Genomic DNA, 26,657 nt, shown 5'->3' on the forward strand with positions numbered 1-26,657 from the left:
GACTCGCGGCGCAACCCTCCTCAACCAGCGGGACTCGATCACCGACGTACGGGGCGCTGGGTTTCGAGACGGTTGCTAGCGCAACCTCCTCAACCAGCGGGACTCGCGGCGCAACCTCCTCAACCAGCGGGACTCGCGGCGCAACCCTCCTCAACCAGCGGGACTCGATCACCGACGTACGGGGCGCTGGGTTTCGAGACGGTTGCTAGCGCAACCTCCTCAACCAGCGAGGCGACTAGTGCTCGTCTTCGACCAGGGTGATGTCGATGCCGCCGAGGAGGGCGGCGGCCATGTTGTAGAGGAAGGCGGCCAGGGTGGCGATCGCGGTCAGGAGTACGACGTCGATCACGGCGACGAGCATCGTGAAGCCGATGACGCGGTCGGTGCCGAGGTAGTCCTGGATGGTGAAGGGGTTGGTGGCCTGTTCGCCGACGACGTCGCGCACCGTGGAGTTGATGGAGTCCCAGACTCCGGCGGCGCCGAGCACCGACCAGACCATCAGCACGGACACGATCGTCACGACACCCAGCGCGATCGACAACAGGAACGCTGTCTTCATCACCGACCACGGGTCGATGCGGGTCAACCGGAGACGGGCGCGCCGCGGTGGGCGCTTGACCTTGGCGGCACGCGTCTGGCGTGGGGCAGCGGCCCGCTTGGCGGGCTCGGCAGGCGACTCGTCGACGGCGGCGGGCGGCAGCACCGCGCCCTGCTGGGTCGAGACCGGGGGCGCCTCAGGCGCGGCCGTCGAGGCCTGGATCGGCGGACGAACGGCGGTCTGGTCGTGGCTGCCGTTGAGCCGCTCGGCCGGAGGATTCGACTGGCGGACCGAGGTCAGCTTCTCCTGGAGCCGGTCGGCCAGCGAGGGCTTCGTCGAAGCAGTGTCCGTGGAGGCGGTCGCCTGCGGTCGGTATTCGGGTCGAGCCTCCGCCGGCATCGGCGGGAGCACCGGAGCACTCGCGGGGCCGGTCGACTGACTGGGTGCGTCCAGTCCGGTCAGTCGCCGCTGCGTCTGCTCGGTCGGTCGCTCCGTCATCAGGCCTCACTCTCGGGTGGGGAATCGGCCTCCATCTCATCGATTGTTGCATCCGGACCCTGATCGTGCGATTCCTGACCAGCCTCAATCGGGGCGTTCTCGTCCGCATCGGTCTCGCCTGTGATAGGGGCGTCCTGGTCGTCGGACTCGGGCGTCTCGACAGACCTCGCTACGACCGCGACCGCGTCCCCGTCCTTGGGCGTCACGAACTTCACGCCCATCGTCGAACGACCGGTCGCCCTGAAGTCGTCGTTGATCGGGCTGCGCACGACCTGGCCGCCCGCGGTGATCGAGAGCACCTCGTCACCGTCGACCACGATGAACGCGCCGACCAGGTTGCCGCGCTCCTCGTTGGCCAGCGACATCGTCTTGATGCCGATGCCGCCACGCGACTGCAGTCGGTAGTCGGTGATGCGTGAGCGCTTGGCAAAGCCGCCGTCGGTGATGGTGAAGACGTACTGCGGGCGGGCCGCCGCGCGCTCCTCGAGCGCGACCTGCTCGGCCCGGATCACCGACATCGACAGCAGCGAGTCGCCGGCGCGGAACTTCATGCCGCCCACACCGGAGGTGGCGCGACCCATCGGGCGCAGCTGGGTGTCGTCGGCGCGGAACCGGATCGCCTGACCCTTGCGCGAGACCAGCAGGATGTCGTCGTCGGGCTCGACCAGCTCGGCACCGATGAGCTCGTCGTCCGCCTCGCGGAAGTTGATCGCGATCACGCCGGCCTGGCGCGGGCTGTTGTAGTCGCCCAGGCGGGTCTTCTTGACCAGGCCGCTGCGAGTCGCCAGCACCAGGTAGGGAGCCTGCTCGTAGTCGCGGATCGCGAGCACCTGCGCGATGTCCTCGTCGGGCTGGAAGGACAACAACCCCGCGACGTGACCACCGCGAGCGTCGCGCGCGGCCTCGGGCAGGTTGTAGGCCTTGGTGCGGTAGACGCGGCCGGCCGTGGTGAAGAACAGCAGCCAGTGGTGGTTGGTGGTCGCGATGAAGTGCTGGACGACGTCGTCGCCGCGCAGTACGGCGCCGCGCACACCCTTGCCACCACGGCGCTGTGAGCGGTAGGCGTCGGCGCGGGTGCGCTTGGCGTAACCGCCGCGGGTGATCGAGACGACCAGCTCCTCGTCGGGGATCAGATCTTCCATCGAGAGGTCGCCGTCGGCGGCGATGATCTGGGTACGGCGGTCGTCGCCGTACTTCTCCACGATCTCGGCCAGCTCCTCGCTGATGATGGAGCGCTGGCGCTCCGGCCTGGCGAGGATGTCTTGGTAGTCGGCGATCTCGAGCTCGATCTTGGCCAGCTCGTCGACGATCTTCTGCCGCTCGAGGGCGGCCAACCGGCGCAGCTGCATGTCGAGGATGGCGTTGGCCTGGAGCTCGTCGATGTCGAGCAGCTCGATCAGGCCCTGCCGCGCATCGTCGACCGCGGGGCTGTTGCGGATCAGCGTGATGACCTCGTCGAGCATGTCGAGAGCCTTGACCAGGCCGCGGAAGATGTGGGCGCGCGCCTCGGCCTCGCGGAGCAGGAACGCCGTGCGGCGACGGATCACGTCGACCTGGTGCTCGACCCAGTGACTGATGAACTGGTCGATGGTCAGCGTGCGCGGCACGCCGTCGACCAGAGCCAGCATGTTGGCCGAGAAGTTGGTCTGCAGCTCGGTGTGCTTGAGCAGGTTGTTGAGGACCACGCGGGCCACGGCGTCGCGCTTGAGCACCACGACCAGGCGCTGGCCGGTGCGCGAGGAGGTGTCGTCGCGCACGTCGGCGATGCCCTGCACGCGGCCGGTGTCGGCGAGCTCGGCGATCTTGAGCGCGAGGTTGTCGGGGTTGACCATGTAGGGCAGCTCGGTGATCACCAGGCAGGTACGGCCCCTGGCGTCCTCGTCGATCTCGATGACGGCGCGCTGGGTGACCGAGCCACGACCGGTGCGGTAGGCCTGCTCGATGCCCTGGCGGCCCACGATCAGTGCTGCGTTGGGGAAGTCGGGACCCTTGATCCGCTCGATCAGCGCGTCCTGGAGCTCCTCGCGCGTGGCGTCGGGGTGCTCCAGCGCCCACTGGGCACCGTCGGCGACCTCACGCAGGTTGTGGGGCGGGATGTTGGTGGCCATGCCGACCGCGATGCCGGCCGACCCGTTGACCAGCAGGTTGGGGAAGCGCGCCGGCAGGATCGTGGGCTCCGAGCTGCGCCCGTCGTAGTTGGGCTGGAACTCGACGGTGTCCTTGTCGATGTCGCGGACCATCTCCATGGCCAGCGGCGCCATCCGGCACTCGGTGTAGCGCATCGCGGCCGCGGGGTCGTTGCCCGGCGAACCGAAGTTGCCCTGGCCGTGGATCAGCGGGTTGCGCATCACCCACGGCTGCGCCAGGCGCACCAAGGTGTCGTAGATCGCGGTGTCCCCGTGGGGGTGGTACTGCCCCATCACGTCGCCGACGACGCGCGAGCACTTGCTGAACCCGCGGTCGGGCCGGTAGCCGCCGTCGTACATCGCGTAGAGGACGCGGCGGTGCACCGGCTTGAGCCCGTCGCGTACGTCGGGCAGCGCGCGCCCGACGATCACCGCCATCGCGTAGTCGATGTAGGCGCGCTCCATGGAGGTGCGCAGCTCGACCTCGTCGATGCGACCGCCAGGCGGTGGCGGCCCTGCTGGTCCCGTGGGCGTTTCAGTCACGATTGCGGCCTCTCGGCTTGTCTAGCGAAATTCGAAGAGAGTCGGATAGTGGTCTCGCGACAGCTCGACCACCCATGGACGTCAGATGTCGAGGAACCTGACGTCCTTGGCGTTGCGCTGGATGAAGGAGCGCCGCGGCTCGACGGCCTCACCCATCAGGATCGAGAACGTCTCGTCAGCCAGGGCGGCGTTCTCCAGGGTCACCTGCAGCAGCAGCCGCTGGTCGGGGTCCATCGTGGTCTCCCACAGCTCGTCGGCGTTCATCTCGCCGAGGCCCTTGTAGCGCTGGACGGGGTTCTCCTTGGGGAGCTTCTTGCCGGCCTCGAGGCCGGCCCGCTGCAGGGCATCGCGCTCGGCGTCGGAGTAGACGAACTCGTGCTCGTGGGGCTTGTTCCAGCGCAGGCGGTAGAGCGGCGGCTGGGCCATGTAGACGAAGCCGTGCTCGATGAGCTTGGGCATGAACCTGAACAGCAGCGTCAGCAGCAAGGTGTTGATGTGGTGACCGTCGACGTCGGCGTCGGCCATCAGCACGACCTTGTGGTAGCGGAGCTTGTCGATGTCGAAGTCGTCGTGGACGCCGGTGCCGAGCGCGTTGATGATCGCCTGGACCTCGTTGTTGGCCAGCACCTTGTCGATGCGGGCCTTCTCGACGTTGAGGATCTTGCCGCGGATCGGCAGGATCGCCTGGATGCGCGGGTCACGGCCCGACTTGGCCGACCCGCCCGCCGAGTCACCCTCGACGATGAAGACCTCGCACTCCTCGGGGTTGGTCGACTGGCAGTCCGACAGCTTGCCGGGCAGGTTGCCGCCGCCGAGCAGTCCCTTGCGCGAGCGGGCGAGCTCGCGCGCCTTGCGGGCGGCCAGTCGAGCGGACGCCGCGGCCTGGGACTTGCGGACGATGTCCTTGCCCTCGGCCGGGTTCTGCTCGAACCACGCGCCGAGCTCGTCGTTGACGGTGCGCTGGACGAAGCCCTTGGCCTCGGTGTTGCCGAGCTTGGTCTTGGTCTGGCCCTCGAACTGGGGCTCGCCGAGCTTGATCGAGACGATCGCGGTCAGGCCCTCGCGGATGTCGTCGCCGGAGACGCGGTCCTCGGCCTTCTTGATCAGGCCCCACTCCTCGCCCCACTTGTTGACCAGGCTGGTCAGCGCGGAGCGGAAGCCTTCCTCGTGGGTGCCGCCCTCGTGGGTGTTGATGGTGTTGGCGAAGGTGTGGACCGACTCGCTGTAGGAGACGTTCCACTGCATCGCCACCTCGAGGCTCATGTGCTGGCCCGACGACTCCGGGGCCTCGGCCTCGAAGGAGATGATGGTCGGGTTGGCGGCTTGCTTGGAGCGGTTGAGGTGCTCGACGTAGTCGACTAGGCCGCGGTCGTACTTGAAGACCTGCTCGCTGCCGCCGCCCTCGGCGCGATGCATGGCGGCGCTGTCGGGAGCGTCGACGTCGTTGGGAACGGTGTCGTCTTGTACGGCGTCGGCGATCTCGGCTGCGTGCTCGCGCTCGTCGCGGACCACGATCTCCAGGCCCTTGTTGAGGAAGGCGTACTCGCGCATGCGGGTGGTCAGCGTCTCGAGCGAGTAGGTCGTGGTCTCGAAGATCTCCGAGGAGGCCCACCAGGTGACGGTGGTGCCGGTGCCCTCGCCGGGCTCCAGCGCGCGGACCTGCTCGAGCGGCCCGTCGGGGTCGCCGAGCTGGAAGGTCTGCCGCCAGAGGTGTCCGCGGTTCTTCACCTCGACGATCAGTCGGGTGGACAGCGCGTTGACGACCGAGACGCCCACGCCGTGCAGACCGCCGGAGACCTTGTAGCCGCCGCCGCCGAACTTGCCGCCGGCGTGGAGCAGGGTCAGCGCCATCGTGACCGCCGGCAGCTCCTGGCCCGGCGCGGTGTCGGTGGGGATGCCGCGGCCGTTGTCGATGACCTGCACCCCGCCGTCGGCACGCAGGGTGAGCACGATGCGGTCGCAGTAGCCGGCCAGGGCCTCGTCGACCGCGTTGTCGACGATCTCGGTGATCAGGTGGTGCAGGCCGCGCTCGCCGGTGGACCCGATGTACATGCCGGGGCGCTTGCGGACGGCCTCGAGACCCTCGAGCACGGTGATGGCGGAGGCGTCGTAGTCGCCGTTGACGTCCGCCGGGATGTCATCAGCGGTGACCTCGGCCGGGGTCTCGGGCTGACCTTCGGGCGCCGAGGCCTCGGGAGGAGCGGCCGGCTGCTGGACGTCGTCTGCGGTCGGTTCGTCGCTCACACGCACCTCTTCGTATCCACCCCTGACATGACTCGGGTCGCGGCGGTGGAGGCGCGCGACCCGACGGCCATGATAGCCCGTGGAGGGCCGCATTCCACGCCGCCATCCACAGGGACGGGGTGATCCGGCGACGAAATTGCCCGGGAGCGGCTCGGAAAGGCCGTCGCAGCGGCCTGACAGGGGTGCGTTGGACTCCCTATACGTCTGCGCGGGCCGCAGATCGGCTCTGCGGCGCTGGGGGCAGCTCAGCCGTAGGTGTCGCGAGGGCCCCGCCCGTCACGCACCGAGCGGAGGCCCTTCTTCCAGCTCGGCAGGTGGGGGCCGGCGATCTCGACCAGGGTGACGGTGCCGTGGCCGAGCTCGACGTTGAGGCGCTTGACCAGCTCGGGTGCGAGGTACTTCAGCTGGGCAGCCCAGGCCGTGGAGTCGGTGCGCACCGAGAGCACGCCGTCGCTGAAGGACTCCGGCATCACGTGCTGGGCCACCTCGTCGCCGACCAGCTCGGCCCACCGGGCGAAGACCCCGGCCACCCTGAGGTCGACGTCCCACCCGTGGTCCTCGACCAGCCTGCCCACGGTCGCGTCGAGCAGCTGGGGGTCGCGGTCGTCGGGGAACGCGCCCGAGGAGCGCGACCTGCCCGTGCGGCGGTCGGTGCCGGCCGAGGTGCGGTTGCGGCGAACGCGCTTGGCCGGCGAGGACCTTGCCGTCGCGCGGGCGAGGTTCTTGGCCAGCTCGAGGCCGTCGGCCCGGTGCTCAGGAGGGGGGCCAGACTCCGGTGTTGCGGGCTCGTCACTCGACACGGGTCACCTCCCCACCGCTGACCTTGAACCGGGTGCCGGCCAGCTTCTCGGGCACGTCGTCGTCGACGGCGGCGGTGACCAGCACCTGCTCGGCCCCCGCCACCAGCTCGGCGAGCTGCGAGCGGCGTTCGGAGTCGAGCTCGGCGAAGACGTCGTCGAGCACCAGGATCGGGTCGTCGCCGTCGGCTCGCAGCAGGTCGTAGGAGGCCAGCCGCAGCGCCAGCGCGAACGACCAGGACTCCCCGTGGCTGGCGTAGCCACGCACGGGCAGGCGGGTGCTCGTCTCGTCTGGCCCTCCGAGGCCGAGGCTGAGCACCAGGTCGTCGCGGTGCGGGCCGACCAGCGACAGGCCGCGATCGAGCTCGTCGTTGCGCCGCTCGACCAGGGCATCGAGCAGCGCCTGGGTCAGCGCACCCCGGTCGGCGAGGTCCTCGGGCAGCTCGAAGGACGACTTGTACGTCGCCTCGGCGGCATCGCGCGAAGCCCCGCGCGCGACCGTGGCGTAGGAGTTGCCGAGGTAGGGGCGCAGGTCCTCGACCAGCGCGAGTCTCTCGGCCAGGATCTCGGCACCGACCCGGGCCAGGTGGGAGTTCCAGACCTCGAGGGTCGACAGGGTCGAGTCCGCGGCTCGGCCGTGGGCGCGGGCCGTCTTGAGCAGCGTGTTGCGCTGCCTGAGGATCCGCTCGTAGTCGGCCCGGACGCCGGCCAGCCGAGGTGTGCGCAGCACCAGCAGGTCGTCGAGGAACCGACGGCGCTCGGCCGGGTCGCCCTTGACCAGCGCGAGGTCCTCGGGCGAGAACACCACGGTGCGGACCAGCCCCACCAGGTCGCGCGTCTTGGGCAGCGGCGACTTGTTGACCCGGGCCCGGTTGGCCCGCCCGGGGTTGATCTCCACCTCGAGCACCGCAGTACGCCCGTCCTTGACCACCGCGGCCCGCACGATCGCCTGGTCCGCCCCAGCGCGCACCAGCGGGGCGTCGGTCGCGACCCGGTGGGAGGTCAGCCGCGAGAGGTAGTCGATGGCCTCGACGAGGTTGGTCTTGCCCTGGCCGTTGCTGCCCACGAACGCGGTCGGGCCGGGTTCGAGGACGACCTCGACGTCGGCGTAGGAGCGGAAGTCGTGGAGGACCAGGTGGGAGACGTGCAAGTGGGGCTAGCCGCCTGCGGAGGTCACGGCATGGCCGCCGAACTGGTTGCGCATCGCCGCGATGGCCTTCATCGCCGGGCTGTCGTCTTGCCGCGAGACGAAGCGGGCGTAGAGGGCGGCGGTGATCGCGGGAGTCGGGACGGCGTTGTCGATGCCGGCCTCGACGGTCCAGCGGCCCTCCCCGGAGTCCTCGGCGTAGCCGCGGATCTTGGAGAGTCCGGGGTCCTCGTCGAGCGCGTTGACCATCAGGTCGAGCAGCCACGAGCGGATCACCGTGCCCTCGCGCCAGGAGCGGAAGACCTCGGTGACGTTGTCGACGAGCTCGACCTTCTCCAGCAGCTCCCAGCCCTCGGCGTAGCTCTGCATGATGGCGTACTCGATGCCGTTGTGGACCATCTTGGAGAAGTGCCCGGCGCCGACCTTGCCGGCATGGACGCAGCCGAACTGACCGTTGTCGTTGGCGGGCGGCTTGAGCGCGTCGAAGGCCGGCTGCACCTTGGCGATGTCGTCGGCCGAGCCGCCGTACATCAGGGCGTAGCCGTTCTGCAGACCCCAGACCCCACCGGAGACCCCGCAGTCGACGAACCCGATGGACTTCTCGGCGAGCATCGCGGCGTTGGCCTGGTCGTCGGTCCAGCGAGAGTTGCCGCCGTCGACGACGAGATCGCCCTCGCCGAGGAGGTCGCCGAGTTCCTTGATGACGTCGCGGGTGATCTGGCCAGCGGGCACCATCACCCACACGACCTTGGGAGACGGGAGCTTCTCGACGAGGTCGGCGAGACTGGTCGCGTCGGAGATCTCGGGGTTGTGGTCGTAGCCGATGACCGTGTGGCCGGCGTTGCGCAAGCGGGTGCGCATGTTGCCGCCCATCTTGCCGAGGCCGACGAGTCCGAGCTCCATGCGTGTTTCTCCCTCTGGCTGGTGGGACGTCCTGGGACCTAGGACAGCAGGCGACGCGGCATGAGCAGGTAGCGGAAGCCGGGGTCGTCCCCGTCCTCCCCGATCGAACCACTGATCACGACGGGCTTGGAAGCCTGGGTGAAGGCCAACTCCACGACGGCCTCGTCGATGGCGGTCAGCCCGTCGAGCAGGAACTGCGGGTTGAAGCCGGTCGTCAGGTCCTCGCCCTCGATGGTGGCCTCGATCGACTCCGAGGCCTGGGCCTCGTCACCCGAGCCGGCGTCGAGGGTCAAGACGCCGTCGGAGAAGGCCAGTTGCACCGCGGTGTTGCGCTCGGCGACGAGCGCGACCCGCTTGACCGACTCGACCAGGGCGATCTTGTCGACCAGCGCCGTGGTGGTGTGCTCGCTGGGGAACAGGCTGCGGACCTTGGGGAACTCACCGTCGAGCAGCCTCGTGGTCGTGCGGCGGGTGCCCCCGGGTGCAGAGCCCTCGAAGCCGATGATGCCCTCGCCCGCGCCGCCGGAGGACAAGGCGATCGTGACCTCGGGACCGGCGGTCAGGGACTTGGCCGTGTCGCCCAGCACCTTGGCCGGCACCAGCGCGGCCATCGAGGCGTCGGGTGAGTTGGGGTTCCAGTCGAGCTCGCGGTGGGAGAGCCGGAAGCGATCGGTGGCCAGCAGGGCGATCGTCGACCCGGAGATCTCCAGCCGCACGCCGGTCAGCACCGGCAGCATGTCGTCGCGACCGGCCGCGGTGACGGCCTGGGCGACCGCGTGGGCGAACTGGTCGCTGGGCACGGTGCCCGAGGCGGACGGCATGTCGGGCAGCGTGGGGTAGTCCTCGACCGGCATCGTCTGGAGGCTGAAGCGGGCCGAGCCGCAGGTCAGCGAGACGCGCGAACCGTCGAGACTCATGTCGACCGGCTTGGCCGGCAGGCTGCGACAGATGTCGGCGAGCAACCGCCCGCTGACCAGGGCCTGGCCCTCGTCGGAGACCTCGGCGGTCAAGGTGGCGCGTGCCGAGGTCTCGTAGTCGAAGGTCGAGAGCACCAGGCCCTCGTGACCGGCGGTGATCAACAACCCGGAGAGCACGGGGGCGCTGGGGCGAACGGGCAAGCTGCGGGCCGCCCAGGCAACGGCATCGGCGAACGAGTCGCGATCCACGCGGAACTTCACTCGTGGTCCTTCGAGGTCGAGGTGGGGAAGGCAGTCCGGGCTCGAATCCTGCCACGCGGCGCCGACACAGGGGAGTGCCGGCTCATCGAGGTGGTCTTCGGGAGGCGCTCATCCCCAGGAACGTGCCAGGTGCTTCGTTCACCGGGCATGACCAGAAATAGAGGTTGAGAGTCGCAGTAGCAGCGGTGGAAAGTGTGGACAACTCGTGTCGGCGCAGGTCAGCGGTCCTTTTCTCGTCCCCAGCGGCTGTGCACGAGCCGGTGGGCCAGCCAGGTGTGCTGGGGGCGAGGTGGCCGGCGTCACGGCGTCGTCCCCAGCTGTCCACATGTGCTGTGGACGAATGGCGGCGAGTCGCACGATGTCGCGCACATCTTGCACGCATGTGATTCACGGGTGGTTCGCCTCAGTTCTGGCGGGCGTGCATCTTGATGCGGTTGGTGAGCTCGGAGACCTGGTTGAACACCGCTCGCCGCTCGGCGAGCAGCTGGTTGATCTTGCGGTCGGCGTACATCACGGTCGTGTGGTCGCGGTTGCCGAACTGGGCGCCGATCTTGGGCAGCGACAAGTCGGTGAGCTCGCGGCACAGGTACATCGCGATCTGACGAGCCATCACCAGGTGCCGGCCGCGGCTGGGCCCGGTGATGTCCTCGATGGGGAGCCCGAAGTACGCCGAGGTCTGGGCGATGATCAGCGACGCGGTGATCTCGGGCTCGCCACCCTCGGGGATCAGGTCCTTGAGCACGATCTCGGCCAGGGTCATGTCGACCTCCTGGCGGTTGAGGTTGGCGAACGCGGTGACGCGGATCAGCGCTCCCTCGAGCTCACGGATGTTGGTCTGGATCTTGGAGGCGATGAACTCCAGCACGTCCGGCGGTGCGGTCAGGCGGTCCATGGCTGCCTTCTTGCGCAAGATCGCGATGCGGGTCTCGAGGTCGGGGGGCTGGACGTCGGTGATCAGGCCCCACTCGAACCGGTTGCGCAGCCGGTCCTCGAGCGCCTCGAGCCGCTTGGGGGCACGGTCGGAGGTGAGCACGATCTGCTTGCTGGCGTTGTGGAGGGTGTTGAAGGTGTGGAAGAACTCCTCCTGGGTCTGGGTCTTGCCCTCCAGGAACTGGATGTCGTCGATGAGGAGCACGTCGACATCGCGGTACTTCCTCTTGAACCGGTCCTGCCGGTCGTCGCGGATCGCGTTGATGAACTCGTTGGTGAACTCCTCGCTCGAGACATAGCGCACCTTGGCCCCGTTGTAGAGGCTGCGGACGTAGTGGCCGATCGCATGGAGCAGGTGGGTCTTGCCGAGGCCGGAGTCGCCGTAGACCAGCAGCGGGTTGTAGGCGCGCCCCGGCGCCTCCGCGACCGCCACGGCCGCGGCGTGGGGGAACCGGTTGGAGGAGCCGATGACGAAGGTCTCGAAGGTGTACTTCGGGTTCAGCCTCGTCTCGAGCACCGACCGGGTCTGCTCGACCGGCTCGTCCCCGGCGTAGGACGGGGTGAGCGGCGGTCCATAGGTCGACTTCTCGACTTGGTGATGTGTCGATGTGTCGACATGGCGGCTTTCGGTGGGACTGGTGGTCTCGCGCTCCGAGACCAGGCTGGGGTTGACGGTGACGCCGAGGCGGATCTCCCGACCGAACGCGGCAGTCAGGCCCTCCTCGATCTGCGCGCGCAGTCGGCCCTCGAGCTGGGTGCGGGTGAACTCGTCGACCACCTCGATGATCGCCTGGTTGCCGTGGAGGGTGACCGGCGCGCTGGCCTCGAGCCAGGCCCGTTGGTTGGGTTGCAGGTCGCCGACGACCGACCACCACGCCTGCTCGAGGTCTTGTCCGGCCTGTCCCGCCTGCCCACGGTGTCCGGCCACGTCCTGGTGGTCTTCCATGCGCTCTGCCCGCCGCCCTTCAGTTCTGCCGATCGGAACTCCACATCCTTCTCCACAACCTGTGAAGGAGGTTGCGACGAACCGTGGTCCCCACCGCGCCGTGGTCGCGAACGACCGCTTCCGGATGAATCTGCGCAGGTCAGCGGACCAGGGCGGGGAATTGCCCGAGGTTGCCGAGAGGAGCGGAGCCGGAGGTGATGGGGGACGGCGGGGAAACTCGTCGGGCCCGAACCTAACCCTGTGGACAACGGCCCGGCAAGCCGTCATCCACAGGTAGACGAGACGGTTCGGCCGAGGGACGATGCCGTGGTTTGACCCTGTGGAAGAGGCTCGCGTACCGTTGGCCGGTCACCTGCCGTGGCGCCCGCGTCGAGCCGTGTCCCGATGTCCCTGTCGTCATCGGCTTCGCTCGCCGGCGGTGACCACCGACCATGCCCGGGGCCCTCGGCCCGCAACACACCGGAGAGATTCGTGACCAAGCGCACGTACCAGCCGAACAACCGCCGCCGCCACAAGGTCCACGGCTTCCGCCTGCGCATGCGCACGCGAGCCGGTCGCGCCATCCTGGCTGCGCGCCGCCGCAAGGGCCGCAACAAGCTCGCCGTCTGATCCGCCCAGACTCGCGATCAGGGCGGGCGTCCATGTTGCCCCCGGCGTCCCGGCTCACCTCTGGTGAGTCATTTCGCCGATGCGTGCGTCGCGGGAGCCGGTCCAGTTGCCGCACCCTCGTCGTACATCTCGACCGGACCGACGACGGCGACGGGCTTCCGGCTCGCGCGGGGTTCGTCGTCTCGCGCGCCGTCGGCGGTGCCGTCCTGCGCAACCTCGTACGGCGCCGGCTGCGGCACCTGGTCCGCGAGCGCCTCGACGAGCTCCCGGCCTCTTCGGTGCTGGTGGTCCGGGCCAACCCGGCTGCTGCGGCAGCGACCTACGACGAACTTCGTCGCGACCTGGGTCGTTGTCTGGAGCGGATACGACCGGTCACCCCGGCCGTCGTCGGCGGGGAGCCATCATGAAGTACGTCCTGATCGCCTTGCTGCGGGGCTACCGTGCGGTGATCAGCCCGTTGTACGGGCAGGTGTGCCGCTACCACCCGTCGTGCTCGGCCTATGCACTCGAGGCCGTGCAGGTGCACGGCAGCATCCGCGGCAGCTGGCTGGCGATCCGTCGCCTGTCTCGCTGCCATCCGTGGGCTGCGGGCGGTTATGACCCCGTTCCCTCCCGACCCACCACCCCGGTGTAGGAGCCTTCCTCGTGCTTGACTTCCTCGGCCAGATCGGCCACCTGATCATGACGCCGCTCTACTACGCGGTGTCGGCGGTGATGGTGTCGTGGCACTGGCTGCTCAGCCAGATCGGCTTCGACCCCGACGGTGGGTCGACCTGGGCGCTCTCGATCGTGGGGTTGACCCTGGTCGTCCGCGCGGCGTTGATCCCGCTGTTCGTCAAGCAGATCAAGTCGAGCCGCAACATGCAGCTGATCCAGCCCAAGGTCAAGGAGCTGCAGAAGAAGTACGGCCACGACCGCGAGCGGCTCGCCCAGGAGACGATGCAGCTCTATCGCGAGTCGGGCACCAACCCGTTCGCGTCGTGCCTGCCGATCCTGATGCAGATGCCGATCTTCTTGTCGCTGTTTCGCATGCTCGACCAGGCCGCCAAGAAGGGCAAGGCGCACGGGTTCTTGACGACCGACCTGGCGGAGTCCTTCGGCCAGTCGAAGCTGTTCGGTCACATCCCGTTGAAGCTCACCTTCGTCAACAACGACGGCAACGCGGGCGTCATGGTCGTGGCCGCCTTCCTGGTCCTGGCGATGACGGCGACCACGTTCATGACCCAGCGTCAGCTGATGAGCAAGAACATGCCGGCCGACGCGCTGACCGGGCCCTACGCCCAGCAGCAGAAGATGCTGCTCTACGTCTTGCCGGTGGTCTTCGCCGTCGGTGGCGTGGCCTTCCCGATCGGCGTACTGCTCTACTGGACGACCTCGAACCTGTGGACGATGGGCCAGCAGTTCTACGTCATCCGCAACAACCCGGCGCCGGGTACGCCGGCGTTCTTCGCCAAGCAGAAGCGCGACGCGGCGAAGGGTGCCAAGCACGGTGAGGACCCGGTGGAGCAGGTGCCCACCGTCGAGGAGACCCCCGAGGCACCCAAGCCCGCGGTCCGGCAGCAGCCGAAGAAGCAGTCGCGTCAGCAACGTAAGAAGGGTGGCGCGACCCCGCAGGGGCGCCCCCAACCGACCGATCGGGGCGAGCCCCACAGTCAGGGAGACACCGCATGAGCGACCAGAACCAGAGCATCACCGAAGTACGCGACGACACCGACGAGTCGGCGGCGCCCGACCTCGCCGAGGAGGTGTCGCAGCAGGTATCCGCGGAGGCTCAGGACGGGGAGGCCGGCGAGGCTGCCGGCGACGGGGAGGCTGACGACGACGCGGTCGAGGGCAGCGACCGGCTGCGTGCGCTCGAGCGCGAGGGCGACGTGGCGGCCGACTATCTGGAGGAGCTGCTCGACATCGCCGACCTGGACGGCGACCTGGACATGGATGTCGAGGGTGACCGAGCCGCGGTGTCCATCGTGGGAGCCGACCTCAACCAGTTGGTAGGACAGCGTGGCGAGGTGCTTGACGCGCTGCAGGAGCTCACCCGGCTCGCGGTCTATCGCGAGACGGGCGAGCGCTCCCGACTGATGCTCGACATCTCCGGCTATCGCGCCGACCAGCGCGCTCGCCTCGTGGCCCTGGCGCAGGAGTCGGTGGCGCGGGTCAAGGAGACCGGCGAGCAGGTGGCACTCGACCCGATGTCGCCGTTCGAGCGCAAGGTCGTGCACGACGCCGTTGCCGAAGCTGGCCTGACCTCGGAGTCCGAAGGCGTCGAACCTCGTCGGTTCGTGGTGGTCCTGCCGCTCTGAGTCGAGCCTCCGTGCCAGATGTTTCACGTGAAACACCCGCCGTACCTCCCGAGGCACGGCGGGTGTTCAGTCATGACCGGCTGGCGCTGGCGATCGAGTACGCCGAGCTGCTGGCAACCGACGGCGTGACCCGGGGCCTCATCGGTCCTCGGGAGCCCCCCCGCCTGTGGGAGCGGCACCTGCTGAACTGCGCGGTGCTCGGCGAGATCGTGCCGCAGGGCGCGACGCTGGCTGACGTCGGGTCTGGTGCTGGGCTACCGGGTCTGGTGCTGGCGATCGCTCGGCCGGATCTGCAGGTGACGCTGGTGGAGCCACTGCTCAGACGGACTCGCTTCCTCGACGAGGTGGTAGCCCGGTTGGGCCTGAACTCCCAGGTCAGCGTCGTGCGGGGTCGCGCCGAGGACCTGGCTGATGAGACGTCTTTCCACATCGTCACGGCCCGGGCCGTCGCCCCACTGGAAAGACTGGCAAGGTGGTGTCTGCCCCTGGTCAGCTCGGGTGGGGAGTTGATCGCCATGAAGGGCGCAGGGGTGGAGGCAGAGGTGACGCAGGCTGAGGCCGACTTGCGGCGGCTCGGGAGCTGGCCGGTCTCGATCGTCCAGCTCGGCACTGACGTGCTGGCCGAACCCACGTGGGCGGTCCGCCTGTCTCGGCCCGAAACCGGGCCGGTAGGTTGGCGCGACCGAGCGTCGAACGGAGCCGCCCCGCGTGGCCGACGAACGAGGAAGCAGCGGAGGAACCTGTGAACGACGCGACCGGACTGGGTTGGCCCAGCGAGGTGCTGACGGACCCTAGTCAGTTATCCACTGGTCTGGGGTGGCCGGCTGAGCGTAACCGTCCACAAGAACCGGGGGTTTCTCCACAGGGTGACACCGATTCCCCTGGGTCCGTTTCACGTGAAACATCTCCGCTCTCCGTCTCTCCCCACGTGCAGACGGCAGGCGAGCTCAGCGACATCACGCCGGCTTTCGACGACGAGACCACGCCTCTGGCCCGCGCCGCCGAGAACTCGGTGATCGCCCGACTGGGCGCTCGCGCCCGCGTGTCGATGCCGCGACCCGAGAGCACTCGTGTCGTGGTCGTTGCCAACCAGAAGGGCGGGGTCGGCAAGACCACATCGACGGTCAACATCGCGGCAGCCTTGGCGCAACTGGGTCAGCGCGTGCTGGTCCTCGACCTGGACCCGCAGGGCAACGCGTCGACAGCACTGGGTGCGGCCCACAGCCGGGGCGTTCCGTCGACGTACGACGCCCTCGTGGACGGCACGCCGCTCGCCGAGATTGCCGTCGCCACCGAGGACCTGGCCAACCTCTGGGTGGTGCCCGCGACCATCGACCTGGCCGGTGCCGAGATCGAGCTGGTCAGCGTCGTCGCCCGCGAGAATCGGCTGGCGAAAGCCCTGGCGGCTCACCCCGCCATCGGCAGCGCGGAGGCCGCCGGCGAGGAGCGGCTCGACTACGTGTTCATCGACTGCCCGCCCTCGCTGGGGCTGCTCACCCTCAACGCGCTGGTCGCCAGCGCGGAGGTGCTGATCCCGATCCAGGCCGAGTACTACGCCTTGGAGGGCCTCGGTCAGCTGCTCGAGACGATCGAGATGGTCAAGGCACACCTGAACCCTCGGCTCGTCGTCTCGACGATCCTGATCACCATGTACGACGCCCGGACCCGTCTCGCTGCCGGCGTTGCCGACGAGGTGCGCGAGCACTTCGCCGACCAGGTACTGAAGACCACGATCCCGCGCTCGGTGCGGGTCAGCGAGGCGCCGTCCTACGGCCAGACGGTGATGACCTACGACCCGGCGTCGCCGGGTGCGCTGTCGTACCTCGAAGCCGCGCGCGAGTTCGCTCGGCAGGTCAGCGCATGACCCGTGAACGCCCGGTCCGCCGGGGTCTGGGCCGAGGCCTCGGATCGCTGATCCCGACAGCCCCCGTGGAGACCGATGGCCCAGACGTCACTGGCTCGACGGAGGCGTCGCGCGAGCCGGAGGAGACGGCGGGCAGCAGCGGTCCGGATCTGGTCGTGCCCGAGGGCAGCTGGTTCGCCGAGCTGCCGGCAGAGCAGATCGTGCCCAACCGGGTGCAGCCTCGTCAGGTCTTCGACGAGGACGCGATGTCCGAGCTGGTGCACTCCATCCGGGAGGTGGGTCTGCTCCAGCCGGTCGTCGTACGTCGTCTCGAGGCCGACCGCTACGAGCTGGTCATGGGGGAGCGGCGGTGGCGAGCGGCCCAGCAGGCCGGGCTGGAGCGGATCCCGGCCATCGTGCGGGCGACCGACGACACCGACATGCTCCGCGACGCACTGCTGGAGAACCTGCACCGCTCGCAGCTCAACCCGTTGGAGGAGGCGGCTGCCTATCAGCAGCTGCTCGAGGACTTCTCCTGCACGCACGAGGAGCTCGCCGAGCGGATCGGTCGTTCGCGACCCCAGATCTCCAACACCATCCGGTTGCTGAAGCTCTCCCCACCCGTGCAGCGACGCGTGGCCGCGGGGGTGCTCAGCGCCGGCCATGCCAGGTCGCTGCTGGGCGTCGACGACGCCGAGCGACAGGACCGGCTGGCCGCTCGGGTGGTGGCCGAGGGCATCAGCGTCCGAGGCCTGGAGGAGATCGTCGCGACGGGTGGCGGCGAGGCCGCGAAGACACCAGCGGCCAGGCGCAACAAGCCGGTCGCGCCCGGCCTCGACGACCTCGCCGAGCGGTTGTCCGACCGGCTCGAGACACGCGTCAAGGTCGACCTCGGTCGGCACAAGGGCAAGATCACCGTGGAGTTCGCTTCGCTCGATGACCTGCGTCGCATCGTCGACATCATGGACCCTCGCAACCGTTCAGACCGTCCGATCTAGCCGCTGACCTGCGCAAACGTGTGAATGTCGACAAAGGGATAAATCGCCATATACCTATGTCACTTCATCGATGAACGGACTCAGGTCGGTCGGTGACCTGCCCGGCGCGCAGCGCGTTCCGCGGCGTCGAGCCGTACTGACTCCTCCAGGGTCGGCGCGCTGCCACCATGGGACGCCGGCACCCACCACGCCCCCGGAAGGTGCTGTGGGTAGCTGCGGATCGCGCCGTCCAGCAGCTCACTGAGAGCGGCCTTCAAGGCTGCGGTGTCCGGCCGGGCCTCACCGGTCAGCGGCACCGGTGGACCGAGCGTGATGGTGATGGCCTTGCCACGGGAGAAGTCCCGTGGATGGTCCTTGGTCATCATCCGCTGCGTGCCCCAGACCACGACCGGGACCAGGGGTACTCCGGCCGCGTGCGCGATCCGGGCCGCACCCGTCTTCAGCTGCTTGATCTCCATGGCCCGCGAGATGGTGGCCTCGGGGAAGATGCCGACGATCTCGCCCCGGCGCAGGTAGTCCAACGCCACCGCCAGCGACGACTCCCCGTCGGCCCGGTCGACCTCGATGTGTCGGCAGGCCCGCATGATCGGGCCGGTGATGCGGTGGTCGAAGAGCTCGCGCTTGGCCATGAAGCGCGGACGCCGCCCGATCCGCACGACCGGCAGGCCGCCGTAGATGAAGTCGACGTAGCTGACGTGGTTGAGCGCGACGAGGGCGCCGCCTCGGCGGGGCAGGTTCTCCAGGCCGCTCATGGTGATCGACTGACCGAGCGCCCGGAAGCCGAGTTTGGCTGCCGCGATGATCGCTGAGTACGTCAGCTCGGTCATGGGGCTCTTCCTACGTCTGGGCCTACGTCTGGGCCTATGTCGTGGTCCGCGCGTCGCGGGCCATCGCGGCGCGTACCAGCGATGCCAGCACCTCGCCCAGGTCGAGGCCGGCGGCCTCGACCGAGAGCGGCACCAGCGAGGTCTCGGTGAACCCGGGCGCGACGTTGACCTCGAGGAACCTGACGCTGCCGTCGTCGCCGACGATCAGGTCGGAGCGGGACAGGTCGCGCAGGCCGAGGGCCTGGTGAGCTGCGATCGCGACCCGCGCACACTCGGCCAGGACGTCATCGGGCAGTGCCGCCGGCACCGTGAACTCCGTGGACCCGGCGGTGTAGCGGGCGGTGTAGTCGTAGATCGGTCCGTCGGGCCTGATGGCCACGGCCGGCAGGTCGCGAGGTCCGGTGCCGTCGTCGATGACGGGTACGGCGACCTCGGTGCCGCCGATGTAGCGCTCGATGAGGGCGACGGGACCGTAGGCGAAGGCACCCACCATCGCGTCGGGCAGCTCGGTCTCGGTGCTGACCAGGGCACAGCCGAGCGCGGATCCGGAACGCGCAGGCTTGACCACGAGCGGCAGCCCGAGGCGATGCAGTACGGCGTCCATCACCTGGGCGGCCCCGAGCTCGCGAAACGACTCATGGGGCAGGCACACGGACTCCGGCGTCACGATGCCGACCCGCTCGACGACCGACTTCGCGACCGGCTTGTCGAAGGCCGTGCGGCAGGCGGCCGGTCCGGAGCCGACGTAGGGGATGCCCAGGAGGTCGAGGACCTCCCGGATCGCGCCGTCCTCGCCGTTCTCGCCGTGCAACATCGGCAGCACGCACGACGGAGGCTCCGCGGCCAGGGTCGAGAGCAAGGAGCCGTCGACGTCGCGCTCGACCACCTCGAGGCCCACGCCGCGCAGCGCCTCGGCGGCGCGTCGCCCCGAGCGCAGCGACACGTCACGCTCGTGGGACAGACCTCCGGCAAGGACGACCACGGGGTGGTTCATGACAGGTCCGTCCCTGGACCGTCGTACCCGGACCGCGGTAACGGGTGCTCGCCTTGCGGTGGCTTCGCTCCGAACGTCGCGCGCAGCTCCATCTCCTCCTCGAGGACGCCGGCCAGGCGGCGCACCCCCTCCCGGATCCGCTCCGGGGTGGGGTAGCAGAACGACAGTCGCAGCGAGCCCGAGCCGAACCCGTCGGCGAAGAAGGCGGTGCCCGGCACGTAGGCGACGCGGGCGGTGACCGCGCGCGGCAGCATGGCCTTGGCATCGATGCCCGGGGGCAGGGTCATCCAGACGAAGAAGCCACCGTGCGGGACATTCCACCGGCAGGCCGCAGGCATGAAGTCACCCAGTGCCTCCACCATGGCGTCTCGGCGCTCGCGGTACATCTCGCGCAGCTGCTTGATCTGGCCCTTCCAGTCGTGGGCCTGGAGGTAGGCGGACACCGCCATCTGGTTGAACGCCGGCGGGCACAGCGTCGCCGACTCCTGAGCGAGCACCAGCTTCTCCCGGACGGCGTGGGGGGCGAGCGCCCAGCCGACGCGGAGGCCGGGAGAGAAGGTCTTGGAGAACGAGCCGAGGTAGATGACACCCTCGGCGTCGTCGGCGCGCAGTGCCCGCATCGGCTCGGAGTCGAAGCCGAGCAGGCCGTAGGGGTTGTCCTCGAGGACCAGCACGTCCTCGCTCCTGCAGATGTCGAGGATCTCGGCGCGCCGCGCCGCGGTCATCGTCACGCCGGCGGGGTTGTGGAAGTTGGGGATCGTGTAGAGGAACTTGATCGTCTTGCCAGCGGCCCGGGTCGCCGCGATCGCCTGCCGCAGGGCGTCGGGCACCAAACCGTCGGCGTCCATCTCGGCGTGCACCACCTGGCACTGGAAGGCCTTGAAGACGCCGAGCGCACCGACGTACGACGGGGCCTCGCAGATCACCACGTCGCCCGGGTCGCAGAAGATGCGGGTCACCAGGTCGACGGCCTGCTGGGAGCCGACGGTCACCACGACGTCGTCGGGGTGGGCGTTGATGCCCTCGAGGGCCATCACCTCGCAGATCTGCTCGCGAAGGGTCGGGTCACCCTGGCCGGAGGAGTACTGCAGCGCGACCGGCCCCTGGTTGGCCACCAGGTCGGCGATGGCACCACCCACGACGTCGAGCGGGAGGCCGGAGATGTTGGGCATCCCGCCGGCCAGCGAAACCACCTCGGGCCGGGAGGCCACGGCGAACAGCGCGCGGATCTCGGAGGCGGTCATGCCCGCCGTACGCGCGGCATAGCGGTCGACGTAGCTGTCGAGCCGGGTACGGCCCGTCGTCGCCGGGGCCGACGGGCCAGTCGGGGGATGGTCCATAGCGTGACTAGCATGAACGATCGCAGGGGCCGTTCGCAGCATGGTCCGGGCCTTGAGGAGGTGGCATGAGTCGCAAGGTGACCAGGCTCACCCTCGACCACCTCGACGAGCTGACGGCGCCGTGCCGCTCGTGTGTCTTCTGGCAGCTCGACCCGGTGCGCCGCGAGCGGGTCCGTGACACCCATGGGGCCTACGCCGACGAGGTCGACGCGTGGGTCTCGCTCGTCTTGCGCGAGTGGGGCTCGTGCGGCCGGGTCGTGCTGGTCGACGGAGTGGCCAAGGGCTTCGCGCTCTATGCGCCGGAGGCCTTCTTGCCGGGCGCCGCATCGTTCGCCACCGCCCCGGTGTCGGCCGACGCCGTCTTGCTCACCCAGGTGTACGTCGCTCCCGACGCGCGGCACGGCGGCCTCGGCCGGATGCTGGTACAGGGGATGGCCCGCGACCTCGTCGAACGCGGCATCAAGGCGGTCGAGGCCTTCGGTGACACCCGGGGCGATCCCGGATGGGACAGCCATCAGGCTCCGCGCGACCATCCCCGCGGCAGTCGGTGTGTCGCGTCGGTCGACTTCTTGGGCAGCGTGGGCTTCAAGACCCATCGGCCCCATGCCCGCAACCCGCGGATGCGGATGGACCTCAGGTCGTCGCTGCGGTGGCGCGACGAGGTCGAGGCCGCCCTGGAGAAGCTGATCGGGGTGGTGCGTCCGGCCCCGAAGCCGTCACCAGAGCGGCGCAGCGGCGAACTGCCCGGTTGAGGCCGCCGGTTGAGGCTGCCCGCTTGAGACTGCCCGGCTGATCAGGCCTCGATGAACTCGCTGAGCTCGTTGAGGATCGCCGCCTTGGGGCGGGCTCCGACGATCGAGCGGACGACCTCGCCGTTCTGGTAGACGTTGATGGTCGGGATGCCGTTGACCCGGTAGGAGAACGGCGTCACGGGGTTCTCATCGACGTTCATCTTCAAGAAGGTCATCTTGTCGCCGTGGGTGCCGGCGATCTCGTCGAGGATCGGGTCGACCTGACGGCACGGGCCGCACCACTCCGCCCAGAAGTCGACGAGGACGGGCTTGTCGGACTTGAGGACCTGGGCCTCGAACTCTCCGTCGGTGACGGCTGCCATGTGCTGTGCCACGAGGGTTTACTCCTTGGTTTCAGACGTTCTGTCTCGGTCAACAGGTCGCCGGGGGGCTTTGTTCCGGGCTCAGGCGCCGGCGCCGACGGACTGGCTCTCGCGAGCGGTCTCCTCGGCCGAGCCGGCTGAGGAGGCGTGGTGGTCGAGGGCGGCGATGTAGCGCTCGGCGTCGAGCGCGGCCGCGCACCCGGTGCCGGCGGCGGTGATCGCCTGACGGTAGTGGTGGTCGACGAGGTCGCCGCAGGCGAAGACGCCGGGCAGGTTGGTGTGGGTCGAGGGGTGCTGGACCAGGACGTAGCCGTTGTCGTCGAGATCGACCTGGCCGGTCAGCAGCTCCGAGCGTGGGTCGTGACCGATGGCGATGAACAGGCCGGTCGCGTCGAGGTTGCGCGTCTCGCCGGTGACCGTGTCACGCAAGGTGACCGACTCGAGGCGGTCGGTGCCGTTGATCGCCGCGACCTCGGAGTTCCAGACGATGTCGAGCTTGGGGTCGGCGAAGGCCCGCTCCTGCATGATCTTGGAGGCGCGCAGCTCGTCGCGACGGTGGATCAGGCTCACCTTCGAGCCGAACCTCGTCAGGAAGGTCGCCTCCTCGATCGCCGAGTCGCCACCGCCGACGACGGCGATGTGCTGCTCGCGGAAGAAGAACCCGTCACACGTCGCACACCACGAGACACCGCGGCCCGAGAGCTCCTCCTCGTGGGGGAGTCCGAGCTTGCGGTAGCCCGAGCCCGTGGCCAGGATCACCGATCGCGCGGTGTAGGTGTCGGTCGAGGTCTTCACGACCTTCACCTCACCCGAGAGGTCGACCTCGACGACGTCGTCGGCGACCAGCTCGGCCCCGAACCGCTCGGCCTGCGCGCGCATCTCGTCCATCAGCGCCGGGCCCATGATGCCGTCGCGGAAACCCGGGAAGTTCTCCACCTCGGTGGTGTTCATCAGCGCGCCGCCCGCAGTCACGGAGCCCTCGAACACCAGCGGCTGCAGCGAGGCCCTCGCGGCGTAGACGGCCGCGGTGTAGCCCGCCGGCCCGGAGCCGATGATGATCACGTTGCGGAGGTCGGTCTGGAGATCGGTCATGAGCGTTGCGTCAACTCCTGGAACTTGCTCGAGAGGTCCGCCGACTCGATCGGCCGGACACGCTGTGCAACCGATGGTAGGCGAGCGGAATTCCCCGTGGGGCGCCGTCCGGGCGTGGCGACCGGGGCGTTGCGGTTTGGTCCCCCACCGCAGTCACAGGGGCCCCAGGAGTGCAGTTCCTGACCACTTCCTGGGGGCGGCACGCCTCAGGGTGCGGTCAGCGTGATCGAACGCCGCGCCTGGGTGTCGCCGCACAGGTAGAGGTCGACGACCTGGACGTCGCCGGAGGGCACCCGGAGTACGACGACCGCGGGCGCACCGTCGTACTCGGCGGGTACGAACTCGCCGGCGCCGACGTCGACGGTCAGGCAGCCCTGGCCGTCGTAGAACTTCTGCACGTCCTTGGAGGAGTCGCCCAGCTCGGCCCGGAGCCTGCGGACGTCGGCGCCGAAGCGGTGGGAGCGGATCTTGACCGGGCTGGCCAGGTTCGGGGAGTCGCCGGGCGCACTCGTCAGCCCGTCCTCGCTGCCTGAGCCCCCGCCCTCATCGGCAGCGCCCCCGCCGTCAGCGGCTTCGGGCTCCTGGGCCGACATCGCCGAACCCCCATCGGCGTCTCCCTGGCCGCCTTGCGGCAGCACCTGGCTGATGCCGACCCCCGCCACGATGACGGCCGCGGCGGCGACCAGGAGCTGCGCGGCCGTGCGCCGGCGGCGAGCGGCCAGGTCGACCACCGGGGTCGGTGGGGGAGCTGGCAGTGCGGCGGGGCGATCGGCGACCAGGTCGGCGAGGACGCCATCGAGCCGCGCCACGATCTCGGCCGGGATGGGCTCGGTGTGCCGGGCCTCGGCGAGGAGGCGCCGGATGCGTTCGTCGTCGGCAGGCGGCAGCGGGCTCTCGCGCAGCTCGTCGTCAGGCGACATGGACTCCTCCTCTCGGGCGGCTGCTGGGAACAGGGGTGGGATCGGGTGCGGACGTGACCAGACGCCGGTGCGGCGGATCGTCAGCCCGCGGGCGGCGGCCCGCGGGGCTGGTCATCGGTTGGGACGGGTCGGTCGTCGGCCTGGTTCCCGTCGTCGGGGGTCACTGCAGTGGGATCCAGGTCACTCAACAGCTCGTGCAGCCGGGCCCGGCCGCGGAAGCAGCGGGACTTCACCGTGCCCTCCGCGCAGCCGAGCATGGCGGCCACCTCGTGGACGGGGTAGCCCTCCATGTCGACCAGCACGAGCGCCGCGCGCTGGGCGGGCGGCAAGGACTCGAGCGCGCTCAGCACGCGACGACGTCGCTCCGCGGCCACGCTCAGGTCGCCCGGGTCGTGGGTGCCGTCCTGGGTGACCAGCGATCCCCGACCGCCGCGGTCCTCGAGGTCGTCGGGCAGCGGCTCGGCCCGGCGTACCTTCGCGGCGCGGATGCGGTCGAGACACGCGTTGACCACGATCCGGTGCAGCCAGGTCGTCACCGCTGCTTCGCCGCGGAACGAACCGGCCCTCCTGAAGGCGGCGATCATGCCGTCCTGCAGCCCGTCGGCGGCGTCCTCGCGGTTGCCCATCGTGCGCAGGGCGACCGCCCAGAGCCGGTCGCGGTGGCGGGCGAAGAGCTCGCCGAACGCATCGGGGTCGCCCTCGACGTGAGCTCGCAGGAGGTCGGCGTCGGACGAGACGCTCAGCTGGTCATTCAACTGGGTGTCCCCAGCACCGAGACCTCCGCGACCTCTCCGCGGAAGCCTCCGTCCACCTGGGGCAGCGAGGTCAGCCACACCACGACGTAGCGTCCGGCGACCGGCTCGTCGAGCGTGACCGACAGCTCTGGTCCGGTCGCGGTCGCCGTGGCTGCCGGCGAGAGCCCGCGCACCCCGCGCGGCGCGGTGTCGGTCACGTAGACCGAGACACTCGTCGGCGCACCGCCCAAGGTGAGGTCGACCTCGCTGACGCCGCCGGTCGCACCGAGGTCCAGCACCAGGCCGACGCCGGTCTTGAGCCCGCCCGGACCGAGCTGCTGGCTGTACGTCGAGGTGTGCCATGCCGTGGCCGGGTCGCCGTCGACGACCAGTGGCGCCTCGTCGGGGTTCTCCTCCGGTGGGTCGGCTTGCGGGTCGAAGTCGTCGGCCGTCACGTCGGAGTACGTCGTCGGGCCGGCCTCGGTGGTCTGGCTCGTGGTCGGCCCGGTCGTCTGGCTGGGCTCGTCGTCGGGCTCCGCGCCCAGCGGGGTGCGGCCGCGGCCGACGTTGAAGGCCACCACCACCGCCAGGAGCACCAGCGCGAGTGCCGCCACCAGCGCTGCAAGCCAGAGCCAGCTGCGGCCCGGGGTGTCCTCGGGCTCGTCGTAGTCATCGACGGGCTCGATGACGCCGCTGCCGGACATGGTCACGGGATGGCCGGTGCCGGTGCTGGTGTCCCACGGCCAGTAGCCGGGGTCACCCGGCCCGGGGGGCGCGCCGGAGGCGCCGACCGGAACACGTGGCTGGCGGACCGGGGCGCCGTCGGTCGGGTCGGGCGCGAACAGCGGGCGCTCCGGGAGGTCGTCGAAGGGAGGTGGCGGCGGCGGCTTCTCGGCCCGCTTGGCCAGCCAGCTGACCTCGCCGTCGTCGTCGAAGATCGGGATGCCCGCCTCGGTCGGCCGCTCGGTCGCCTCGGGAGGAGGGGCGACCTCGGTGGGCGGCTCGGGGTCGGGCTCCTGATGGGCAACCAGGTCCGGGTCCGGTGCGCTCGCCGCGACATCCACGACGGGTTCGGGCTCGGGAGCGGGTTCAGGGAGTGGGCCAGCGACGGGTGGCAGCGCGACCGTCGTGGTGGAGGTCATCGTCGGCAGGGAGGGTCGCTGTCCTGCCTCGCGGCGGCGGATCGCGGCCACCTCGGCGTCGGCCAGGCCCGACGGGTCGCCGACGAACTCGCGCAGCGCCTCCCCGATGCCGCCCGCGGTGGAGAGGTCGTAGGTGCCCCGCGCGTGTGAGCCGGGGGCGCCCCCGTCGGGGTTGAGGACGGCATCGCAGAGGGTGTCGAGGACACGAGGGACTCCGGCCCGCACCTGCCGCGGACGCAGGATGCGGCCATGGGCCTGTGGCGCAGCCCGCACGACGGAGCCGGCCATGCCCGGCCAACGGGCGGTCAGCGCGGAGTAGAGCAGCGCGGCGAGGCCGGTCACGTCGCCCGACGCGCGGCCCGCCGGCAGGCCGTGGAGCGCGGCGTCGACGGCGAACCCGATCACCCGGACCGAGCCGGTGCGGTCGATGAGCACGTTCTCCGGGACCAGGCGTCCGTGGGCGACCCCGGCGGCGTGGGCCGCCTCGAGGGTGGCGGCCACCTCGCCGATGATCCAGGCAGCCCGTCGGGGTGCGAGCGGACCCTCGTCGGCCAGCAGGATGTCGAGCGAGATGCCGGTCGCCCACTCGTTGACGACGTAGCACAGCGCCGTGCCGTCACGTGCCGTCCGGTCGGGGGTCTCGTCGACGTCGAGCACGCGCAGGATCCGCCGGTCCACGACCCGCGCGGAGGTGCGGGCGGCCTCGCGCAGCAGCTCGGCGCGTGAGTCGTCGCCGCGGATGATGTGCACCGCCACGGAGCGGTCCAACGAGGTGTCGTGGGCTCGGTAGAACAGCCCGCCAGCACTCTCGTCGAGCAGGTCGATGAGCCGGTAGCGCTCAGCCAGGACATCGCCGGGTCGGATCGCGTGGGGCACGGTCCTCCTCCCAGGCCG

The 26,657-nt window shown here is 69.8% G+C and carries 25 protein-coding genes; 9 read left to right on the forward strand and 16 right to left on the reverse strand.

The genetic code is table 11. The annotated features are described in order from the left end of the window. Positions 1–235: 235 nt before the first annotated feature. The 8 genes from ISU10_RS07400 to dnaA form a co-directional block, all read right to left on the reverse strand. On the reverse strand, positions 236–1,036 hold the full coding sequence (locus tag ISU10_RS07400; RefSeq protein ID WP_228500053.1) for a DUF3566 domain-containing protein: 801 nt from the start codon (positions 1,034–1,036) through the stop codon (positions 236–238). After that, positions 1,036–3,627, reverse strand: a complete 2,592-nt coding sequence (gene gyrA / locus ISU10_RS07405; RefSeq protein WP_370864973.1) for a DNA gyrase subunit A — start codon at positions 3,625–3,627, stop codon at positions 1,036–1,038. Before gyrA ends, ISU10_RS07400 begins: the two co-directional genes overlap by 1 nt. A 159-nt stretch (positions 3,628–3,786) precedes the next feature. Beyond that, complete coding sequence (gene gyrB, locus ISU10_RS07410) at positions 3,787–5,841, reverse strand: DNA topoisomerase (ATP-hydrolyzing) subunit B (RefSeq protein ID WP_194695871.1); 2,055 nt, start codon at positions 5,839–5,841, stop codon at positions 3,787–3,789. A 353-nt stretch (positions 5,842–6,194) separates the two neighbouring features. Next, the gene (locus ISU10_RS07415) at positions 6,195–6,749 is read right to left on the reverse strand and encodes a DciA family protein (RefSeq protein ID WP_194695747.1); all 555 of its coding nucleotides are present in this window, start codon (positions 6,747–6,749) and stop codon (positions 6,195–6,197) included. Continuing rightward, positions 6,739–7,896, reverse strand: coding sequence for a DNA replication/repair protein RecF (gene recF, locus ISU10_RS07420; RefSeq protein ID WP_194695748.1), 1,158 nt, complete (start codon positions 7,894–7,896; stop codon positions 6,739–6,741). The genes ISU10_RS07415 and recF overlap by 11 nt, the downstream gene beginning before the upstream one ends. A 6-nt stretch (positions 7,897–7,902) precedes the next feature. After that, complete coding sequence (gnd, locus tag ISU10_RS07425; protein WP_194695749.1) at positions 7,903–8,796, reverse strand: phosphogluconate dehydrogenase (NAD(+)-dependent, decarboxylating); 894 nt, start codon at positions 8,794–8,796, stop codon at positions 7,903–7,905. 38 nt (positions 8,797–8,834) lie between these two features. After that, the gene (dnaN, locus tag ISU10_RS07430) at positions 8,835–9,974 is read right to left on the reverse strand and encodes a DNA polymerase III subunit beta (RefSeq protein ID WP_194695750.1); all 1,140 of its coding nucleotides are present in this window, start codon (positions 9,972–9,974) and stop codon (positions 8,835–8,837) included. A gap of 403 nt (positions 9,975–10,377) precedes the next feature. Next, entirely contained in the window at positions 10,378–11,850 is a 1,473-nt protein-coding gene (dnaA, locus tag ISU10_RS07435; RefSeq protein WP_194695751.1) for a chromosomal replication initiator protein DnaA, read from the reverse strand. 471 nt (positions 11,851–12,321) lie between these two features. Here dnaA and rpmH point away from each other — a divergent pair, with 471 nt between their 5' ends. The 8 genes from rpmH (at position 12,322) to ISU10_RS07475 (ending at position 17,600) form a co-directional block, all read left to right on the forward strand. Continuing rightward, the gene (gene rpmH, locus ISU10_RS22945; RefSeq protein WP_370864924.1) at positions 12,322–12,459 is read left to right on the forward strand and encodes a 50S ribosomal protein L34; all 138 of its coding nucleotides are present in this window, start codon (positions 12,322–12,324) and stop codon (positions 12,457–12,459) included. A 32-nt stretch (positions 12,460–12,491) separates the two neighbouring features. Beyond that, positions 12,492–12,866, forward strand: coding sequence for a ribonuclease P protein component (gene rnpA, locus ISU10_RS07445; RefSeq protein ID WP_194695753.1), 375 nt, complete (start codon positions 12,492–12,494; stop codon positions 12,864–12,866). Continuing rightward, positions 12,863–13,093: a membrane protein insertion efficiency factor YidD gene (gene yidD / locus ISU10_RS07450; RefSeq protein ID WP_194695754.1), complete on the forward strand. Its 231-nt coding sequence runs from the start codon at positions 12,863–12,865 to the stop codon at positions 13,091–13,093. The genes rnpA and yidD overlap by 4 nt, the downstream gene beginning before the upstream one ends. A gap of 47 nt (positions 13,094–13,140) precedes the next feature. Further along, the gene (yidC, locus tag ISU10_RS07455) at positions 13,141–14,130 is read left to right on the forward strand and encodes a membrane protein insertase YidC (RefSeq protein ID WP_370864974.1); all 990 of its coding nucleotides are present in this window, start codon (positions 13,141–13,143) and stop codon (positions 14,128–14,130) included. Positions 14,131–14,303: 173 nt separating this feature from the next. Continuing rightward, complete coding sequence (locus tag ISU10_RS07460) at positions 14,304–14,759, forward strand: Jag family protein (protein ID WP_228500107.1); 456 nt, start codon at positions 14,304–14,306, stop codon at positions 14,757–14,759. A 62-nt stretch (positions 14,760–14,821) separates the two neighbouring features. Next, positions 14,822–15,505, forward strand: coding sequence for a 16S rRNA (guanine(527)-N(7))-methyltransferase RsmG (rsmG, locus tag ISU10_RS07465; RefSeq protein WP_370864926.1), 684 nt, complete (start codon positions 14,822–14,824; stop codon positions 15,503–15,505). A 182-nt stretch (positions 15,506–15,687) separates the two neighbouring features. Beyond that, entirely contained in the window at positions 15,688–16,623 is a 936-nt protein-coding gene (locus tag ISU10_RS07470) for a ParA family protein (RefSeq protein WP_370864927.1), read from the forward strand. After that, positions 16,620–17,600: a ParB/RepB/Spo0J family partition protein gene (locus ISU10_RS07475; protein ID WP_194695757.1), complete on the forward strand. Its 981-nt coding sequence runs from the start codon at positions 16,620–16,622 to the stop codon at positions 17,598–17,600. Before ISU10_RS07470 ends, ISU10_RS07475 begins: the two co-directional genes overlap by 4 nt. An 80-nt stretch (positions 17,601–17,680) precedes the next feature. Here the strand turns inward: ISU10_RS07475 and ISU10_RS07480 are convergent, their stop codons facing one another. The 3 genes from ISU10_RS07480 to ISU10_RS07490 are packed head-to-tail and all read right to left on the reverse strand — an operon-like array spanning position 17,681 to position 20,761. Then, on the reverse strand, positions 17,681–18,427 hold the full coding sequence (locus ISU10_RS07480; protein WP_194695758.1) for a lysophospholipid acyltransferase family protein: 747 nt from the start codon (positions 18,425–18,427) through the stop codon (positions 17,681–17,683). A 34-nt stretch (positions 18,428–18,461) separates the two neighbouring features. Further along, a complete protein-coding gene (locus ISU10_RS07485; protein ID WP_194695759.1) occupies positions 18,462–19,421 on the reverse strand; it encodes a D-alanine--D-alanine ligase family protein in 960 nt (319 codons plus the stop codon). Next, a complete protein-coding gene (locus ISU10_RS07490) occupies positions 19,418–20,761 on the reverse strand; it encodes an aminotransferase-like domain-containing protein (RefSeq protein WP_194695760.1) in 1,344 nt (447 codons plus the stop codon). The genes ISU10_RS07485 and ISU10_RS07490 overlap by 4 nt, the downstream gene beginning before the upstream one ends. A gap of 65 nt (positions 20,762–20,826) precedes the next feature. On the opposite strand from ISU10_RS07490, the gene ISU10_RS07495 reads away from it, so the two are divergent. Further along, positions 20,827–21,513, forward strand: a complete 687-nt coding sequence (locus ISU10_RS07495) for a GNAT family N-acetyltransferase (RefSeq protein ID WP_194695761.1) — start codon at positions 20,827–20,829, stop codon at positions 21,511–21,513. 41 nt (positions 21,514–21,554) lie between these two features. Here the strand turns inward: ISU10_RS07495 and trxA are convergent, their stop codons facing one another. From trxA to ISU10_RS22950, 5 genes are all read right to left on the reverse strand, one after another. Then, the gene (gene trxA, locus ISU10_RS07500; RefSeq protein WP_370864929.1) at positions 21,555–21,887 is read right to left on the reverse strand and encodes a thioredoxin; all 333 of its coding nucleotides are present in this window, start codon (positions 21,885–21,887) and stop codon (positions 21,555–21,557) included. 69 nt (positions 21,888–21,956) lie between these two features. Beyond that, positions 21,957–22,967 carry a thioredoxin-disulfide reductase gene (trxB, locus tag ISU10_RS07505; RefSeq protein ID WP_194695762.1) on the reverse strand — a complete coding sequence of 337 codons (1,011 nt, stop codon included), beginning with the start codon at positions 22,965–22,967 and terminating at the stop codon, positions 21,957–21,959. 206 nt (positions 22,968–23,173) lie between these two features. Further along, positions 23,174–23,887 carry a hypothetical protein gene (locus tag ISU10_RS07510; protein WP_194695763.1) on the reverse strand — a complete coding sequence of 238 codons (714 nt, stop codon included), beginning with the start codon at positions 23,885–23,887 and terminating at the stop codon, positions 23,174–23,176. Positions 23,888–23,967: 80 nt separating this feature from the next. Continuing rightward, positions 23,968–24,642, reverse strand: coding sequence for an RNA polymerase sigma factor SigM (sigM, locus tag ISU10_RS07515; RefSeq protein WP_228500055.1), 675 nt, complete (start codon positions 24,640–24,642; stop codon positions 23,968–23,970). After that, complete coding sequence (locus tag ISU10_RS22950; protein ID WP_370864931.1) at positions 24,639–26,639, reverse strand: protein kinase family protein; 2,001 nt, start codon at positions 26,637–26,639, stop codon at positions 24,639–24,641. Before ISU10_RS22950 ends, sigM begins: the two co-directional genes overlap by 4 nt. Between the last annotated feature and the right edge of the window lie 18 nt (positions 26,640–26,657).

Origin of the sequence: Nocardioides agariphilus, assembly GCF_015352445.1 — a bacterium.
Classification (GTDB): Bacteria; Actinomycetota; Actinomycetes; order Propionibacteriales; family Nocardioidaceae; genus Nocardioides; species Nocardioides agariphilus.